Raw genomic sequence first — 15,560 nt, forward strand, 5'->3', positions numbered from 1 at the left:
AACGGGCGCCCCGACAGGTGTCGAGGCGCCAAGTGCAAACCCGCAAATTGGCGAGTTTTCAACGAGCCTAGGGGAGCCCCAGGGTAAACGCAAGCCGTACGTGGGTCGTGTTTGCTAGCGTGACGCCTCGGGAATCCAGCAGTTCTTCACGATGCCCGTGGTGGCCAGCTGGGTGGTCTTCAGCGGCTGCGTGAAGTTGCGCACGGGGGCCGAACCCGGTTCGAGCTCGATGACCTTCCATCCCACCACGGTGAACTGCGGATCCATCGCCTGAATCACACACTGCACGCGGCTGTTGCTGGGTGCCGAGACCTGGAATCCGATCTCGACGTTGTGATCGTCGATGATGCGGTGCGCGGTGTCCTTAGCCTCGATGGACGCATTGTCCCCATCGAGTGCTCCCCAGACAACCCAGGAGCCCAGTACCACGGCAAACGCGGCGGCGGCGATCACGAGGATGCGGCGATCCCGCTTCGTGGTGCGCCGAGTGCGACCGTATCTTTCGTCCAGAGCGTCGGTCGACGTCTTGGTTGCGCCGCCAGTGGAAAGACTCATCAACTCACACCCGTTCAAAGCATTAGTACACTTGATTCTAGGCTAATTGCTTCGCTCCCCGCACACGCGCGCTCGGATCGAGGCCCGCGGCCGTTCAGCGGAGGAGACAACAGTAACCGTGGCACCCAGACTTCTAGCCGTACACGCCCATCCCGATGATGAGTCCAGCAAGGGCTCGGCCACCCTCGCCGCCTACCGCCACCGCGGATACGGCGTGATGGTGGTCTCCTGCACCGGAGGCGAACGCGGAGACATCCAGAACGAAAACCTCACCCGGCTCGCCCTCGCGCAGCGCGACCTCCCGGGTCTACGCCGCCGGGAGATGGCCGAGGCCGCCGCGATCCTCGACATCGAGCACCGCTGGCTGGGCTACTACGACTCGGGCATGGCCAACGAGGACGGCACCGTGCCGCCCGGCAGCTTCGCTTCGATTCCGCTGGAGATTTCCGCGGCACCGCTCGTGAAGATCATCCGCGAGTACCGCCCGCACGTGATCACCACCTATGACGAAAACGGCGGTTATCCGCACCCGGACCACATCCGCACGCACCAGATCGCGATGTACGCGTTCGAGGCCGCGGCCGACCCCACCAGGTACCCCGAGGCAGGCCCCGCCTGGCAGATCTCCAAGGTCTACTACGACCAGATCTTCAACCCCGCCCGCGTGCGCGCGAACCTCGCGGAGCTGAAGGCCGGATCGCCGGACCCCGAGGAACTCGCGGCCCTCGAGGAGCGCATGTCCTGGATCAGTGAGCGACCCGACCGCGCCACCACCCACGTCGAGGTGGGCGACTTCTTCGAACGCCGCGATGCCGCACTGCGCGCCCACGCCTGCCAGGTGCCGCCCGACTCGGGCTTTTTCTTCTGGGATAATGATCTACAGCGGCGTGCATGGCCCTACGAGGACTTTGAACTCGCACGGAGCACTGTGCCCACCACCATCCCCGAAAGCGACCTGTTCGCCGGAATTGAGGATCTCTCTTGAGCCTGACATCACTCATCGTGCTGAGCGTAACCTCGCCCACGCCGAATCCGAGCCCCACCCGCATCGTCACCCCGGATGCCAACCTCGTGACCCCCGGCCCCGGCGGTTTCCTCGCGATGATCGCGATCGTGCTCGTGGTGTTCTTCCTCATCTGGGACATGGTGCGCCGCGTGCGCCGGGTCAACTACCGTGCCGAAATCGTTGAACGTCTGGAGGCCGAGAAGGCCGAGCTGGATGCCGCCGAGGAGGCCAAGCGTTCGGGTGCGGTACGCACCCTGCCGGATACCGACACCGACACCGATCCGGCCGATCCGGAACGCCCCACAAAATAGCGGTTAACCGAACAAAAGCCCGGCCCGCGGTTCCTCAGAACCACGGGCCGGGCTTTTGTGTGTGCGATTTACATCGGGGGCATGAGCACCGAGTCCACCAGGTAGACGGTGGCGTTGGCGGTCTTGACGCCACCGCAGATGACGGAGGCTCCGCCAACCTTGATGTCGTTGCCCGAACCGGTGACGGTCAGGTCCTGGCCCTCAACGGTCTTGTGGGTGCCGTCGATCTGGTCGGGCAGGATCTGGCCGGGAACCACGTGGTAGGTCAGGATCTTGGTGAGCAGGGCGTCATCGGTCTTCAGGGTGTCGATGGTTCCGGCATCGATCTTCGCGAAGGCGTCATCCACCGGGGCAAAGACCGTGAACTCGGAGCCGTTCAGGGTGTCCACCAGGTTGACCTTGGGGTTGAGCTTGCCCGAAACGGCGGCTACGAGGGTCTTCAGCAGCGGGTTGTTCGAGGCGGCGACGGCCACCGGATCCTGAGCCATACCCACGATCGAACCGGCACCGGAGGGCACGGCCTCGGCGTAGGCGGCGCAGCCGGGGCCCACGAGGTTCTTGGTGAGGGCGGCATCCGGAGTGGCCGACGGGGTAGCGGAGGGCTTCTCACTCGACGCCGAGTTTGAAGCCGACGGGCTGGCCGACGGCGCGGACGATGCGGAACAGCCGGTGAGGGCAAAGATGGAAAGCGCGGCCAGGGTGGTGGCGGTGAACAGCGCGTTGCGAGTCTTCATGATCTTCTCCTGATGGTTGTTGATGCTGAGGATGGTGCGTGTGAGTCTGTGTGGTGCGAGGGTCTCCGTCGCTGTTGCGGCGGGGATGTCAGGGATTCGGAGCCCGTCCGGAAACGGATGGGAAAAAAGTTGAAAAACTTTTTGAGCCGTGTAATTTCGGCTCTTTTCGGGGGTTTGGTCCCCGCCTGATCGCTCGCTGACACCGCTCCAATCCGTTTGGGGCCCCGCACCGAACCATTCCCAGACGCTGCCCCATCCCCGGGGCACAGAAGGGGTGGGTGACATGCTCACATTGGCTTTGATCGGGGTCGTCGGTGGCCTCATCACCGGTATCTCACCGTGCATACTTCCCGTACTCCCGGTTATCTTCTTTTCCGGCGGAGCGGAGAGCGCCCGGGGCGGCACCGCGGCCGCCTCTGCCGCTTCCTCCGCATCTTCCACACCCGGTGGCACCGCGACGTCGACGCCAGCCGTCCGGGTGGCTTCGCGCTGGCGGCCGTATCAGGTGGTCGCCGGGCTCGTGGTGAGCTTCAGCATCTTCACGCTGCTGGGTTCGCTCATCCTGAGCCTCCTCGGGCTCCCGCAGGACGTTCTGCGCTGGGCTGCCCTCATTGTCCTCGTCCTGATCGGTCTCGGGCTCATCTTTGAGCCGCTTCAGCACCTGCTTGAGCGCCCCTTTGCCCGCTTCCCGCAGCGCGCGGTCAAGCCGACCCGGCGCGGGTTCGGTCTCGGCCTCGCCCTCGGCGCCGTGTATGTGCCGTGCGCCGGTCCCATCCTGGCCGCGATCACCGTGGCGGGCTCCACCGGCAAGATCGGCTGGGAGACGGTGGTGCTCACCGTTTCCTTTGCGCTCGGAACCTCGATTCCGCTGCTGTTCTTCGCCCTCGCCGGTCGCCGCGTCGCCGAGCGCGTCAAGGCATTCCGTACCCGTCAGAAGGGCATCCGCATCACCGGCGGCATCCTGATGATCGCCCTCGCCATCGGACTCGTCTTCAACGTGCCCCAGGCCCTCCAGCGCCTCATCCCCGACTACACCGCGGGCCTGCAGGACGGCTTCAACAATTCCGAGCAGGTCAAGGCTCTCGATCTCGGCGGCCTCGTGACCGACGAAAACAAGGAGCTCTCCAACTGCTCCAACGGCTCGGCCGAACTGCAGAATTGTGGCCCAGCGCCCGCCCTGCGCGGCATCTCCCAGTGGTTTAACACCAAGGATGGTGCCCCCATCGCACTGAGCGATCTGAAGGGCAAGGTTGTCCTGGTCGACTTCTGGGCCTACTCGTGCATCAACTGCCTGCGCTCGGTCCCGCACGTCTCCGCCTGGGCCAAGGCCTATCAGGATGCCGGACTCACCGTGATCGGCGTGCACTCGCCCGAGTATGCCTTCGAAAAGGTGCCGGAGAACGTCGCCGCCGCGATCAAGGAGCAGGGCGTGACCTACCCGGTGGCCCTCGACAACCAGCTGTCCACCTGGACCGCCTACCGCAACCGTTACTGGCCCGCCCACTACCTGATCGATGCCTCGGGAACCGTGCGCCAGATCCAGTTTGGCGAGGGCGGCTACGCCACGACCGAGAAGCTCATCCGTCAGCTCCTGACCGATGCCCAGCCGGGCGTGAAGCTGCCGGGTACCACCGAGACCACGGATGACACCCCGCAGGCCGGATCCACGACCCCGGAAACCTACCTGAGCCCCACCAAGATGGTGAACTTCGGTGGTACCGAGCCCTACACGCTGGGGGATGCGACGTTTACATTCCCGCAGAAGCTCGCCAAGGACACCTTCGCCCTGGACGGCGACTGGAACCTCACCAGCCAGGGCATCACGTCCTCATCGGGGAGTATCAAACTCGCCTACACCGCGCGTGAGATCCGCATGGTACTCGGTGGCAGCGGCTCGGTCACGGTGACCGATTCCAGCGGAACGCGCACCGTGGACGTCTCGGGCCCTCCCGGATCGTACCGGATCTTCGAGTCCGCGAAATCGAGCACCGGAGAGCTCACCGTGCACGTGAATGGGGGAGTGGATGCGTACTCGTTTACGTTCGGATAGCCCGCAATCGCCGCCCACCCGTACCCTCGGGTGGGGGAATGTGACGCCGATTCGGCCGCGTGGTGACACGGAAGTGACGGAAGTTTGCCAAACTAGCGTCATGTCCGATGAATTTCACGCCGACGACCACGGGTCGCCACGGCTTTCCACAGCGCCGCTCGCGTCGCCGGAATCCACAGATCTGGCCGCGGCCGCTCGCGGGTTCCTCCTGCGGGTGCAGAGTGGAGATCGGGACGCATTCGCGGCCCTCTACGATCTCTTCGTCGGCCGCGTCCTGGGGCTCGTACGGCACGTGCTCGTCGATCACGCGCAGTCGGAGGAGGTGACCCAGGAGGTATTTCTCGAAGTGTGGCAGCGAGCCTCAACGTTCGACCCCGAACGCGGCAGCGTCAGTGGCTGGCTGATGACGCTGGCCCACCGGCGAGCGGTCGATCGAGTCCGTTCGGCGCAGGCCGGCCGCAACCGAGACGAACGCATCGGCATCCGAGACTTCCCGGAGCCCGTTGACGAGGTCTCCGAGACCGTCGAGATCCGGGTCGAATACGCCCGGGTTGAGGTGGCACTTCGCGAACTCACGGTCCCCCAGCGGGAGGCGGTGACGCTCGCCTACTACGAGGGCTTCACCCAGACCCAGATCGCCGAGAGGCTGAAGATACCCCTCGGCACGGTAAAAACACGAATACGCGATGGCATGATCAAACTACGACAGATTTTAGGCGAGGAGGTGACCCCATGAACTACACGGAACTGACACCGGAGGAGCGCGAAAGCCTCGCGGCCGGTTATGCCCTGAACGCCCTGGATACCGACGAGATCCGTACCGCCGAAGAACTGCTGACCCGTGATCCCTCGTTCGTGGCTCTGGTTCGCTCGTTTGGCGCGGTTACCACCGCGCTCGCCGAAGCACCCGCTCCCGTGGTGCCCTCGGCGGGGCTGCGCGCGGGGCTGCTGGATGCGATTGCGCAGACACCGCAGGAGGCCGTAGCACCGGCACCGGCACCGGCACCGGCACCGGCACCTGCGCCGGCTTCGGCACCGGCCGCAGCGCCTCCCGCAGGCCCGGCACTCAGCGAGCCCGCGGTGCACTCCACCCGAGCGGTTTCCTCCACGGGAGCCACCCGGGCCCGTGGGCGTCGATTCCGCATCACCTGGGCGCTGGCGGGTCTTGTCGCGGCCGCCGCACTGGTGTTCGGCGGAGTCTCCCTGGGGCGTGGGGTATTTGCACCCACCACCGGGCCTGAGGCGGGCGCACAGGCGCTCAACTCACTGCTCGCGGCCGGAGACCTCCAGCGAGCCTCCACGCCCGTCTCCGGGGGTGGCAACGCCACCGTGGTCTGGTCTCCCGAGCACGGCCGGGCAGCCATCGCCACGAGTGACCTGCCCACGCTCGCCTCGGATCGCGTCCTGGAGCTCTGGCTGATCGATGGCTCCGGGGCACGCGCCGCGGGCACGTTCACTCCCGGAGCCAGTGGTACCACCTGGACGCTGCTCGAGGGCGACCTCAAACCGGGCGACTCCGTCGGAATGACGGTCGAACCCCGTGGCGGCTCCCAGCAGCCCACAACCGACCCCATCCTGGTGGTGGCCACCGCCTAATACAGGGTCGACCCCGAGCCGGGTGCGCACACGATTGTGTGAGTACCCGGCTCGGGAGTCTCCGTGTCGGAAATACCGGCCCGACGGGGCTACCGTAGAGGGGTGACACGTGCCCAACCCTCCAGCCCCTCCGCACCCCGTCCGTCCGCACCCCGTCCGTCCGCACCCCGACCGTCCGCAAAGTTCGTCGGACGTGGCCCGCGCAGGGCACGGCCCTGGGTGATGCTCGGCGTCGGGGTCTACGCACAGGCCGCCGGCACCGTCGTGGCCGCGGCACCGGCCTTCTTCATCCCCTTCCTGCACACCCAGCACGGCCTCAGCCTCGCCGAGGCTGGCGCGCTCGCCGCGGCACCCAACATCGGGCTCGTCCTGACGCTCGTGCTGTGGGGCTGGTTCGCCGACCGCACCGGGGAACGCGGAGTGCTCGTTGCCGGGCTCCTCCTCACCTCCGCGGCGGTTGCCGGAGCCCTCCTCGTCGTGAGCGCGGGGTCTGCGGGCACCGCGGGTTCCGCGGGCATCGGAAACATCTGGGCGCTCGGGCTGCTCCTCGGCTTCGCCGGGGCCGGCACCGGCTCCGTCAACGTTGCCAGCGGCCGGGTCGTGGTCGGCTGGTTCCCCGCCCACCGCAGGGGCCTCGCCATGGGCATTCGGCAAACCTGCCAGCCGCTCGGAATCGCCGCCGCCGCACTCGCCATCCCCGCCCTCGTCGCCGGAGGATCGCTCGCGCCCGCGCTCATCCTGTGCATCGTCCTGACCCTCGTCGCGGCCCTCGCCTGTGCGATCCTCATCATCGATCCGCCGCGCACGCCCCTGCCCGTCGGGCATAAACCCGCCGATAGCAACCCCTACGTTCGCTCACGCACGCTGGTGCGCATCCACGCGGTCTCGGCACTCCTCGTCATTCCCCAAACCGCGCTCAGCACATTCGGCCTGGTCTGGCTGATTGTCGATCAGGGATGGAGCGCCCTCGCCGCCGGAGCCCTGGTTGCCGCCGCTCAGTTCCTCGGCGCGCTCGGCCGCATCCTCGTCGGGATCATCTCCGACCGCGTGGGAAGTCGCCTCCGCCCGCTGCGCTGGGTCGCGCTCCTCGGTGTGCCCACCCTGCTCCTGACCGCGGCCAGCGGTGCCGTGCACTGGCCCTGGGCGGTAGCCCTCAGCTACATCCTCGCCAGCTGCATTGCCGTGGCTGACAACGGTCTTGCCTTCACCTCGGTGGCCGAAATCGCCGGAGGCCGCTGGGCCGGGCGCGCACTCGGCATCCAAAACACCGGGCAGTTCGCGGCCACCGCCATCGTCGGTCCCGCCGTGGGCGCGCTCATCACCGTGATTGGATACAGCGGAGCGTTTGCACTCCTCGCCCTCGCCCCGATCATCGCGCTACCGATTCTGCCGCGGCCCGAAGCCGAACCACGGCATGAAAAGCCCGCTGATGCGCCGATCGGCACCACCGGCGGCGAGGCTAGCCGAGCGGATTGAGCGCGAGCAGCAGGATGCCGGCCCAGTGGCACAGGAACGCGAGCACCGTGCACACGTGGAAGATCTCGTGGAAACCGAAGTGTCCGGGCACGGGGTTGGGGCGCTTGAGCGCGTAGACAACGGCACCACCGGAGTACAGCAGGCCGCCCACAACCACGAGAATCATGGTGGCCATGTTCACCGCGACGATATCTCCGATGTACATGACCGCTACCCAGCCGAGCGCCAGGTAGAGCAGCACATAGAGCCAGCGCGGGGCCCCGATCCAGAACACCCGGAAGGCAATACCGAGTATCGCACCCGCCCATACCGACACCAGCAGGATCACTCCCTGAGGATTCGGCAGCGCAAGCAGCGCGATTGGGGTGTACGTTCCGGCAATTAACAGGAAAATGTTTGCGTGGTCGATTCGCTTGAAAATCAGCTTCGTCCGCGGCTTCCAATTGATGCGGTGATACAGCGCCGAATTACCAAACAGCAGCATCGAGGTGAGCGTGAAAACGGCCGATGCCCACTTCGCTTCCGCCCCGTGCGCGAGCGTGATCAGCACGATGCCAGCCGCGATAGTTACCGGAAAAGTGCCCGCGTGGATCCATCCTCGCCAGGAGGGCTTGACCTCCTCCGGCACGGCCGCGGCGGCCTCGATCAGGGGCAGGCCGTGGTGTTCGGAGTCGGCAGTTTCTGCCGCGTCCGAGACACCATCCTCCGCCGAAGTGGAGTGCCGGGTGGGATCGAGTTCGGCTGCCATAACTCCAGACTACGCCAGCCAATATGCGCGCGGGCGTAAATGTGGACTAGCGTAGGTCTGTGACGAACAGCGAACCTCGACCCGGCCGCGGCATCCTCTACGCGCTCTACCAGAAGATGCTGCGTCGCAACCTCACGCCCGAGGCTATGCCGCATCACGTCGCCATGATCATCGACGGAAACCGTCGCTGGGCAAAGCAGCTCGGCCTCGAGACCGCCGCCCACGGACACCGTGCCGGTGCCGCGAAGATGCAGGAGTTTCTCGAGTGGTGCGATGACCTCGGGATTCGCACGGTCACCCTCTACCTGCTCTCGAGCGACAACCTGACGCAGCGCTCCTCGGAGGAGTTGACCGCGCTGGTCGAAATCATCGCCGATCTCGCCGGAGACCTCGCCGGATATCGCGACTGGCGCGTCCAGCACGTCGGTTCCAGCGAAAACCTTCCGGAATCCCTGAGCACCGCACTGGTTGACGCGGCCGAAAAGACCCGTGAGCGAAGCGGACTGCACATTAATCTCGCGGTCGGCTATGGTGGCCGGACCGAAATCGTCGACGCGATGCGCACAATCGTCCGTGAGTTTGAGGGCACCAACGGTGGCACCATCAGCGGCCTGGCCGAGATGCTTACCCCGGATCTTATCGGCGCACACCTCTACACCGGAGGTCAGCCCGACCCTGACCTGGTGATCCGCACCTCCGGTGAACAGCGCCTCAGCGACTTCATGCTCTGGCAGAGCGCACACAGCGAGTTCTACTTCGTGGAGGCGCTAGGGCCGGATCTGCGCGAGGTCGACTTCCTGCGTGCCCTCCGCGATTTCTCTCGACGTCAGCGCCGCTACGGCGGCTAGAGTCGGGCGTATTGACCCACGCTGACCGAATAGCCCACGCTCGGTCTCGGGGAACGCTCGGTTTCTGGGAACGCTCACCTGCCCATGGCGTAGTCCGCGCACGCTTTCGGCGTATCTCACGGACTCTGTGGGCTCAACCCGCGCACGCTTTGACGGCCACCCGCGCACGCTCTGAGCGCAACCCGCGATCGAGGGGTGTTCTTCGCTAATGCCCGCGTAGTAGTCTCCGTGCACGGGCGTATTCCGACCCGAACCGGACCGGAGGGGACACAGTGTCGAGTGTTGTTGTCGTAGTGAGTGGTTTTGCCCAGCGTGAGTACCCGGCGACGCGAGCCGAGGTGAGCGCCCGAGTCGAGGTTGAGGGAGCGGACCGCCGCGAGGTCGTCGAACGCGCCTCACTCCTGCACGCGGAGCTCTCCGCGCGGGCTCAGGAACTCTCGGATCGGGGAGCCACCACGCGCTGGCACGCAGACTCGGTATCGGTGGGAACATCGCCGTTCTGGGGCCCCGATGGCGTACGCGGAGCCGATGTGCAGCGCGCGAGCGCCGGGCTTTTCCTGCGCTTTTCAGACTTTGCCGCCCTGACCGAATGGGTGACCGTGCTCGCCTCCGAGCCCCTCGTTCGACTGGGTGGAGTGAACTGGGACATCGCGGAAGCGGACCGCGGGGAGCGGGTGGCCGAGGTGCGTGCTGAGGCCGTTCGCGATGCCGTCTCGCGCGCCGAGGTATACGCGCACGCGGCGGGTGCCGGTACGCCGGCGCTCGAGGCCATCTTCGAGAGCGGTCTGCGTCCCTCCGGCGGAGGAAACGGCGGCGGAGGCACCGTATTTGCGAAGGGTCGATCCTTCGCCGCGGCTTCCGCCGATATGGCCCAGCAGGACAACGGCTTTGACCTGACGCCGAGACCATACGTGGTCTCGGCCGAAATCACCGCGGACTTCCGGTCAAACTAATCCACAGCTGAGCGCCGCGGCGACGTTTTCCACCGATCTCGTCGCCGCGGTGTGCGGGTGCGTCCCACTCCCTAGCGTGGGATCATGCTCCCCGCATCCACACTCCCCGGTTTATCCAGCCCCTCACCACTTTCAGGCTGCCTGAGCGTCATTTCCCCGGCACTCTGGCCGGTAGTCGCCTGGCTCGCGCTCTGCACGCCGCTGCTGATCCGCACCGACCTTCGCGAACGCCGCCTACCCAATGCGCTGGTCCTCCCGGCAGCCCTGCTGCTCGGTCTGGGCATGGTCGGCTGGGTGCTCTTGGGCCCCACGGCCCTCCCGCTCCTTCTCCCCGCGATCGAGTCCGTCGTGGGCACGGAGTTGTGCGCGGTGGAACCGAGCGTCCCGCGGGTGCTCGTGGTACTCACCCTTGCCCTGTGCGCGCTCGCGCTCACCACAGCGGGGATGTGGGGCGGGGGAGATGGGAAGCTGTCCGCCGTGCTCCTCGCCCTCCTGATGCTCGGGCCAGACCCCTCGGCCGCGCTCCTCGTCTTTGGGCTGTTGCTCGCCTGTGGGACGCTCGCCGCTGCAGGGATGCGCAGTGCACCGGCGGTGCTGAGATCGCCACGGTACCCTCACGAGCGTCGGCGTGCTCGCGGGCCACCACGCTCTGGTGCGCCAACGAGGGCCGCGCGGTCGAACGGAGTGGCATCCGTCGGCGCGCTGGGCGCATTGTCGAGCCCGCCTTTGGGCGTGCCGTCGAGCTTGGCATTGGGGCCACCTCTGCTCGTGGCATTTTGGGGCACGCTGGCAATCTTGCCGGTGCTGCCAACGCTTCTTACAACACAGATTGTCGCGGCGGGAACGCCGTGAGGAATTCAAAACCGCGGTCGGGGCAAACGCCGTGCGCTCGCCCCGACCGCGGTCGAGAGTGGGGTGGCTAGCCCGCGTGAGTCATCGAGAGGAGGTCCAGAGCCGAGTCCAGCTGCGCCTCGGTTACCTCGCCGCGCTCAACGAATCCGAGGTCAACCACGGCCTCACGCACGGTGATGCCCGCGGCCACCGCGTGCTTCGCGATCTTTGCGGCGGCCTCGTATCCGATGATCTTGTTCAGCGGCGTCACGATCGACGGCGACATACCCGCGAGAGCGGCCGCACGCTCAACATTGGCCTCCAGACCGTCAACGGTCTTATCCGCCAGCACGGTGGCGGCATTGGCCAGCAGACGAATCGACTCCAGAAGGGCGGTACCCATGATCGGAATCTGAACGTTGAGCTCGAAGCTCCCCGAGGCACCGCTGATCGCGATCGCCGCATCGTTTCCGATAACGCGCGAGCACACCATGAGCACGGCCTCCGGGATCACCGGGTTCACCTTCCCCGGCATGATCGAGGAACCCGGCTGCAGATCGGGAATGTGGAGCTCGCCAAGGCCGGTGTTCGGGCCAGAGCCCATCCAGCGCAGGTCGTTGCAAATCTTCGTGAGGCTCACGGCGATGGTGCGCAGCGCACCCGAGGCATCAACCAGACCATCACGGTTAGCCTGAGCCTCGAAGTGATCGGCAGCCTCGGTGATCGGCAGACCTGTCTCGGCTGCGAGCAGTCGAATAACCTCCTGCGGGAAGCCCAGCGGGGTATTGATCCCGGTGCCCACCGCGGTGCCACCCAGGGGCACCTCGGCCACGCGCGGCAGCGCCGACGTGACCCGCTCGATACCCAGACGGATCTGGCGGGCGTAGCCACCAAACTCCTGTCCCAGGGTTACCGGAGTGGCGTCCATCAGGTGGGTGCGGCCCGGCTTGACCGCGTCCTTCCACAGCACGGCCTTCTTCTCCAGCGAAACCGCCAGGTGCTCAAGGGCCGGAACGAGAGACGAAATCAGCGCACCGGTCACGGCCACGTGCACCGAGGTCGGGAACACATCGTTCGAAGACTGCGAGCAGTTCACGTGATCGTTGGGGTGCACGGTCGAGCCCAGAGCACGGGTCGCGAGGGTCGCGAGCACCTCGTTCATGTTCATGTTCGAGGAGGTACCCGAACCGGTCTGGTACACATCAATCGGGAACTGATCCGCGAACTCACCGGCAATAATCTGATCCGCGGCACCGCTGATCGCCTCGGCGATCGACGAGTCAAGAACACCCAGCGTGGCGTTAGCCAGCGCCGCAGACTTCTTGATCCGGGCCAGAGCTACCACCTGAGCGGCCTCCAGACGAGAACCGGAAATCGGGAAGTTCTCAACCGCGCGCTGCGTCTGCGCCCCATACAGGGCGGAAATCGGCACTCGAACCTCACCCATGGTGTCGTGTTCGATGCGGTAATCGGCGGATGCGTTTTCAGACACGGTGTTCTGCTCTCCTCGAAGTGTGAACGCTACTCTGCGTTCGGGGTTGCGGTGCTCGTGGCACCCGTGGGATCAAGGTTACCCAAAGTCACGTCAGGAATCGCCGTGCCCTCCGTCAAACGGTAGTTCGCACCGACAACAGCCAGTGAACCATCAGCCACCGCGCGGTTAATCATCTCCGAACGCGTCAGCAGCTCAGCCACGGTGCCGCGCAGGTGGTTCTTACCCACCTCGGCTGGGTCCGCATCCGAAATCGCGGTGCCCGAAACCCCGGCCACCTTCACAACCGACGGCACGATCTGACGGATCAGGCCGGCAATGTTCGGCGGCAGCTGCTCGGCATCCGGTGCACAGGAGGAAATCGCGGCCTGAACGGCACCACAGGCGTCGTGACCGAGGACCACGATCAGCGGCACCTTGAGTACGCCCACCGCATACTCGAGTGAACCCAGCACCGAATCCGAAATAACCTGGCCGGCGTTACGCACGACAAACAGGTCGCCCAGACCCTTATCAAAGATAATCTCGGCGGACAGACGCGAATCCGAACATCCGAACAGCGCGGCATCCGGCGTCTGCAGCTCGGCCAGCTGATGGCGGCGCTCGACATCCTGACGGGGGTGCAGCGGCTCTCCCGAAACAAAACGAGCGTTACCGGCGACCATTTCGGCCCAGGCCTGGCCCGGAGTCATGGTGGACATTAGCGGTTTGCCTCCTTCTCGATGGCGGCACTCAGCGCGGTAGCGAGGGTCACAAACTCCTCGTCAGGCGCGGTACCAAACAGAACAAAAAATGAACTACCGGCCTGCGTGGACAGCCCGTAGTGAACGTTGCCGATCTTGTCGTCTCGCGAATCGCGGTTGTCATAGACCGTCCAGGTCACGCCGTCGATCGTGCGCGACTCCGAGGGAACCGTGCTCTTCATCATGAGTGAAACCCAGGACTCATTGGCGTCGAGACCCTGCGCGAAACCGATGAACTTTTCGCTGGGGGTCAGGAACCCGATCTCCCAGGAGCGCACGGAAGACTTCTGCCGCATCTCGGCATAGTTCGCTTTCCACGACTTCGGCAGCGTCGGGTTTGCGAGATTCGCATCGACCGCCTCCTGCGCCTGAGTCGCGACCGCGGTGTAGTCCACCGAACGATCGGTGGGCTGATCGCTGCGGGGCACGATGATGATCATCACCGCAACCAGCGCAACGGTCGCCAGGAGCGAATACACCAGGTTATTGACCGTCTTGCGCATGCGATAGTTGCGCGACTGAGTGGCCTTACGGGCGGCGGTTTCCTCGGGCGTCTCGGGGCGCCCGAGCTCGGCGACAACGCGGGGTTCGTTGGTCTTCGCCACGGTTAGAAGATCTCCTCTTCGGCGGCCGAACCCGCATCACTCGACGATGCGGCGGGCGTGACCGCGGCCGCTCGGGCCGCATCGAGGCGGGCCTTGGCACCGATCAGCCATTCCTCGCAGCGCGCCGCGAGGGCCTCGCCGCGCTCCCACAGTTCGAGCGAGTGCTCGAGGGTTGCCGCTCCCTGCTCAAGTTCGGATACCACCCGAACGAGCTCGTCGCGGGCTTCTTCATAGCTCAGTGAGTCGATTGTGGGGTTCGAAGACATAGGGTCATCCTATCGCGTCTTGTATGCCCGATTTGCGCCGCGAGAGCCGCGCAATCACCCGTGAAAACGGCGACAGGCGGGCTCTACCGTTCGGTGTCGCCAGCGGTCGCGTGCAGCACGCCCTCGGCCAGGGTGATGCGCAGATCCGTGCCGGGAGCAGCCTGGGCGGTCTCGCGCAGTGCGGCCCCGTCCGGGGTCTGCACGATCGCGTACCCGCGGCGTAGTGTCTGCTGCGGGGAGAGCGTACGCAGCCGGGCGGTGAGCTCCGCCAAACCGGATCCGGCTCGCTCAATCTGGCGATCAATCATCTCGGCCCCGCGGGCGACATAACGAGTGACCTCTTCACTGCGTGAGGTGATGATCCACGCGCCGTCGGCGAGCGCCGGACGCGATCGAATCTGCTCGATTCGAGAAATCTCGGTGTTGATCTGGTGGGCGAGGCGGCCGGTGAGCCGGGCGCGAGCATCCGCAACGCCGGCGAGCTCCTCTCCCACATCCGGAACCACGCGCTTCGCAGCATCGGTGGGGGTGGAGGCGCGCAGATCCGCGACATCGTCGAGCAGCGGGCGGTCGGCCTCGTGGCCGATCGCCGACACGATCGGGGTGGTGGCGGCGGCCGCGGCACGCACCACACGCTCGTCGCTGAATCCCAGCAGATTCTGGAAGTCACCGCCGCCGCGCGCCACGATGATGACGTCCACCTCGGGGTCGGCATCCAGCGCCTCGATGGCCGCCACGACCTCACCAACCGTGCGATCGCCCTGAACCGCGGCGTGACGCACCCGGAACTGCACCGCGGGCCAACGCAGTTGAGCGTTTCGGAGGACGTCCTTTTCGGCGTCCGAATCCTTACCCGTCACCAGGCCGATGACACCCGGCAGGAAGGGCAGCTTCTTTTTGCGCTCGGGGGCGAACAGGCCCTCGGCCGCGAGTGTCGCGCGGAGCCGTTCCAGCCGTTCCAGAAGGTCGCCGAGGCCCACGTGACGCATCTGCATCACCTGCATCGTCAGGCTGCCGCCCTTGACCCAGAAGTTCGCCTTGATCAGCGCAACAACTCGATCACCCTGCTTCAGGTTTTCGGGCAGCTTGGCCCGAACAGAGGACCAAATGGTGAAGGAAATGGTGGCGTCGGCGTTGAGATCCTTGAGCTTGCCGTAGACGTTGCCGCCCGACTGCCCCCACTGGGTAATCTCGCCCTCAACCCAGACGGTTCCGAGCCTGTCGATGTAGTCGCGGATCTTGTTCCCCAAGAGCGCAATCGGCCACGGATCCTCTGCGGTAGCGGGCTGTGCGGGCATAGAAACGGCCATCCGGCAATCCTCTCACTCGGAGTCCAGCGACTCGGC

At 65.8% G+C, this 15,560-nt stretch carries 16 protein-coding genes; 8 read left to right on the forward strand and 8 right to left on the reverse strand.

Translation table 11 applies throughout. From position 1 onward, the window contains the following. Positions 1-114: 114 nt before the first annotated feature. Positions 115-555, reverse strand: a complete 441-nt coding sequence (locus D9V32_RS05715) for a DUF4307 domain-containing protein (RefSeq protein ID WP_121647950.1) — start codon at positions 553-555, stop codon at positions 115-117. Positions 556-673: 118 nt separating this feature from the next. On the opposite strand from D9V32_RS05715, the gene mca reads away from it, so the two are divergent. Beyond that, a complete protein-coding gene (gene mca, locus D9V32_RS05720; RefSeq protein ID WP_121647951.1) occupies positions 674-1,540 on the forward strand; it encodes a mycothiol conjugate amidase Mca in 867 nt (288 codons plus the stop codon). Further along, a complete protein-coding gene (locus D9V32_RS05725) occupies positions 1,537-1,872 on the forward strand; it encodes a hypothetical protein (protein WP_121647952.1) in 336 nt (111 codons plus the stop codon). Before mca ends, D9V32_RS05725 begins: the two co-directional genes overlap by 4 nt. A 68-nt stretch (positions 1,873-1,940) precedes the next feature. Here the strand turns inward: D9V32_RS05725 and D9V32_RS05730 are convergent, their stop codons facing one another. Beyond that, positions 1,941-2,606 carry a fasciclin domain-containing protein gene (locus D9V32_RS05730; RefSeq protein ID WP_121647953.1) on the reverse strand — a complete coding sequence of 222 codons (666 nt, stop codon included), beginning with the start codon at positions 2,604-2,606 and terminating at the stop codon, positions 1,941-1,943. A 283-nt stretch (positions 2,607-2,889) separates the two neighbouring features. Here D9V32_RS05730 and D9V32_RS05735 point away from each other — a divergent pair, with 283 nt between their 5' ends. The 4 genes from D9V32_RS05735 to D9V32_RS05750 all read left to right on the forward strand — a co-directional run bounded on the left by D9V32_RS05735 (position 2,890) and on the right by D9V32_RS05750 (position 7,728). Beyond that, on the forward strand, positions 2,890-4,656 hold the full coding sequence (locus D9V32_RS05735; protein ID WP_121647954.1) for a cytochrome c biogenesis protein DipZ: 1,767 nt from the start codon (positions 2,890-2,892) through the stop codon (positions 4,654-4,656). A 100-nt stretch (positions 4,657-4,756) separates the two neighbouring features. Next, positions 4,757-5,392, forward strand: a complete 636-nt coding sequence (gene sigK / locus D9V32_RS05740; protein WP_121647955.1) for an ECF RNA polymerase sigma factor SigK — start codon at positions 4,757-4,759, stop codon at positions 5,390-5,392. Continuing rightward, positions 5,389-6,252, forward strand: coding sequence for an anti-sigma factor (locus D9V32_RS05745; protein WP_121647956.1), 864 nt, complete (start codon positions 5,389-5,391; stop codon positions 6,250-6,252). Before sigK ends, D9V32_RS05745 begins: the two co-directional genes overlap by 4 nt. Before the next feature lie 222 nt (positions 6,253-6,474). After that, positions 6,475-7,728: an MFS transporter gene (locus D9V32_RS05750; RefSeq protein ID WP_121647957.1), complete on the forward strand. Its 1,254-nt coding sequence runs from the start codon at positions 6,475-6,477 to the stop codon at positions 7,726-7,728. Here the strand turns inward: D9V32_RS05750 and trhA are convergent. Then, positions 7,712-8,476: a PAQR family membrane homeostasis protein TrhA gene (gene trhA / locus D9V32_RS05755; RefSeq protein WP_121647958.1), complete on the reverse strand. Its 765-nt coding sequence runs from the start codon at positions 8,474-8,476 to the stop codon at positions 7,712-7,714. The genes D9V32_RS05750 and trhA overlap by 17 nt on opposite strands. A 59-nt stretch (positions 8,477-8,535) precedes the next feature. Between trhA and D9V32_RS05760 the strand changes: the two genes are divergently transcribed. Together D9V32_RS05760 and D9V32_RS05765 are read left to right on the forward strand one after the other, a co-directional pair. After that, the gene (locus D9V32_RS05760) at positions 8,536-9,324 is read left to right on the forward strand and encodes an isoprenyl transferase (protein WP_281272125.1); all 789 of its coding nucleotides are present in this window, start codon (positions 8,536-8,538) and stop codon (positions 9,322-9,324) included. Positions 9,325-9,596: 272 nt separating this feature from the next. After that, positions 9,597-10,277, forward strand: coding sequence for an SIMPL domain-containing protein (locus D9V32_RS05765; protein ID WP_121647959.1), 681 nt, complete (start codon positions 9,597-9,599; stop codon positions 10,275-10,277). A gap of 919 nt (positions 10,278-11,196) precedes the next feature. On the opposite strand, the gene D9V32_RS05775 is transcribed toward D9V32_RS05765, so the two are convergent. The 5 genes from D9V32_RS05775 to xseA form a co-directional block, all read right to left on the reverse strand. Continuing rightward, complete coding sequence (locus D9V32_RS05775; protein WP_121647961.1) at positions 11,197-12,600, reverse strand: class II fumarate hydratase; 1,404 nt, start codon at positions 12,598-12,600, stop codon at positions 11,197-11,199. A 29-nt stretch (positions 12,601-12,629) separates the two neighbouring features. After that, complete coding sequence (locus D9V32_RS05780; RefSeq protein WP_121647962.1) at positions 12,630-13,301, reverse strand: carbonic anhydrase; 672 nt, start codon at positions 13,299-13,301, stop codon at positions 12,630-12,632. Beyond that, a complete protein-coding gene (locus tag D9V32_RS05785; protein ID WP_245982090.1) occupies positions 13,301-13,948 on the reverse strand; it encodes a DUF4245 domain-containing protein in 648 nt (215 codons plus the stop codon). Before D9V32_RS05785 ends, D9V32_RS05780 begins: the two co-directional genes overlap by 1 nt. A gap of 2 nt (positions 13,949-13,950) precedes the next feature. Further along, positions 13,951-14,214 carry an exodeoxyribonuclease VII small subunit gene (locus D9V32_RS05790; protein ID WP_121647963.1) on the reverse strand — a complete coding sequence of 88 codons (264 nt, stop codon included), beginning with the start codon at positions 14,212-14,214 and terminating at the stop codon, positions 13,951-13,953. Between the two features lie 83 nt (positions 14,215-14,297). Then, positions 14,298-15,524, reverse strand: a complete 1,227-nt coding sequence (xseA, locus tag D9V32_RS05795; RefSeq protein ID WP_121647964.1) for an exodeoxyribonuclease VII large subunit — start codon at positions 15,522-15,524, stop codon at positions 14,298-14,300. Between the last annotated feature and the right edge of the window lie 36 nt (positions 15,525-15,560).

The sequence above is a fragment of the Mycetocola tolaasinivorans genome, assembly GCF_003667565.1.
In the GTDB taxonomy this organism is placed as follows: domain Bacteria; phylum Actinomycetota; class Actinomycetes; order Actinomycetales; family Microbacteriaceae; genus Mycetocola; species Mycetocola tolaasinivorans.

Excerpts from the sequence above, each read along its gene's own strand:
- D9V32_RS05715 (WP_121647950.1), bottom strand. The coding sequence starts at position 555 with ATGAGTCTTTCCACTGGCGGCGCAACCAAGACGTCGACCGACGCTCTG.
- D9V32_RS05730 (WP_121647953.1), bottom strand. The coding sequence starts at position 2,606 with ATGAAGACTCGCAACGCGCTGTTCACCGCCACCACCCTGGCCGCGCTT.
- D9V32_RS05735 (WP_121647954.1), top strand. The coding sequence starts at position 2,890 with ATGCTCACATTGGCTTTGATCGGGGTCGTCGGTGGCCTCATCACCGGT.
- sigK (WP_121647955.1), top strand. The coding sequence starts at position 4,757 with ATGTCCGATGAATTTCACGCCGACGACCACGGGTCGCCACGGCTTTCC.
- D9V32_RS05745 (WP_121647956.1), top strand. The coding sequence starts at position 5,389 with ATGAACTACACGGAACTGACACCGGAGGAGCGCGAAAGCCTCGCGGCC.
- D9V32_RS05750 (WP_121647957.1), top strand. The coding sequence starts at position 6,475 with ATGCTCGGCGTCGGGGTCTACGCACAGGCCGCCGGCACCGTCGTGGCC.
- trhA (WP_121647958.1), bottom strand. The coding sequence starts at position 8,476 with ATGGCAGCCGAACTCGATCCCACCCGGCACTCCACTTCGGCGGAGGAT.
- D9V32_RS05780 (WP_121647962.1), bottom strand. The coding sequence starts at position 13,301 with ATGTCCACCATGACTCCGGGCCAGGCCTGGGCCGAAATGGTCGCCGGT.
- D9V32_RS05790 (WP_121647963.1), bottom strand. The coding sequence starts at position 14,214 with ATGTCTTCGAACCCCACAATCGACTCACTGAGCTATGAAGAAGCCCGC.
- xseA (WP_121647964.1), bottom strand. The coding sequence starts at position 15,524 with ATGGCCGTTTCTATGCCCGCACAGCCCGCTACCGCAGAGGATCCGTGG.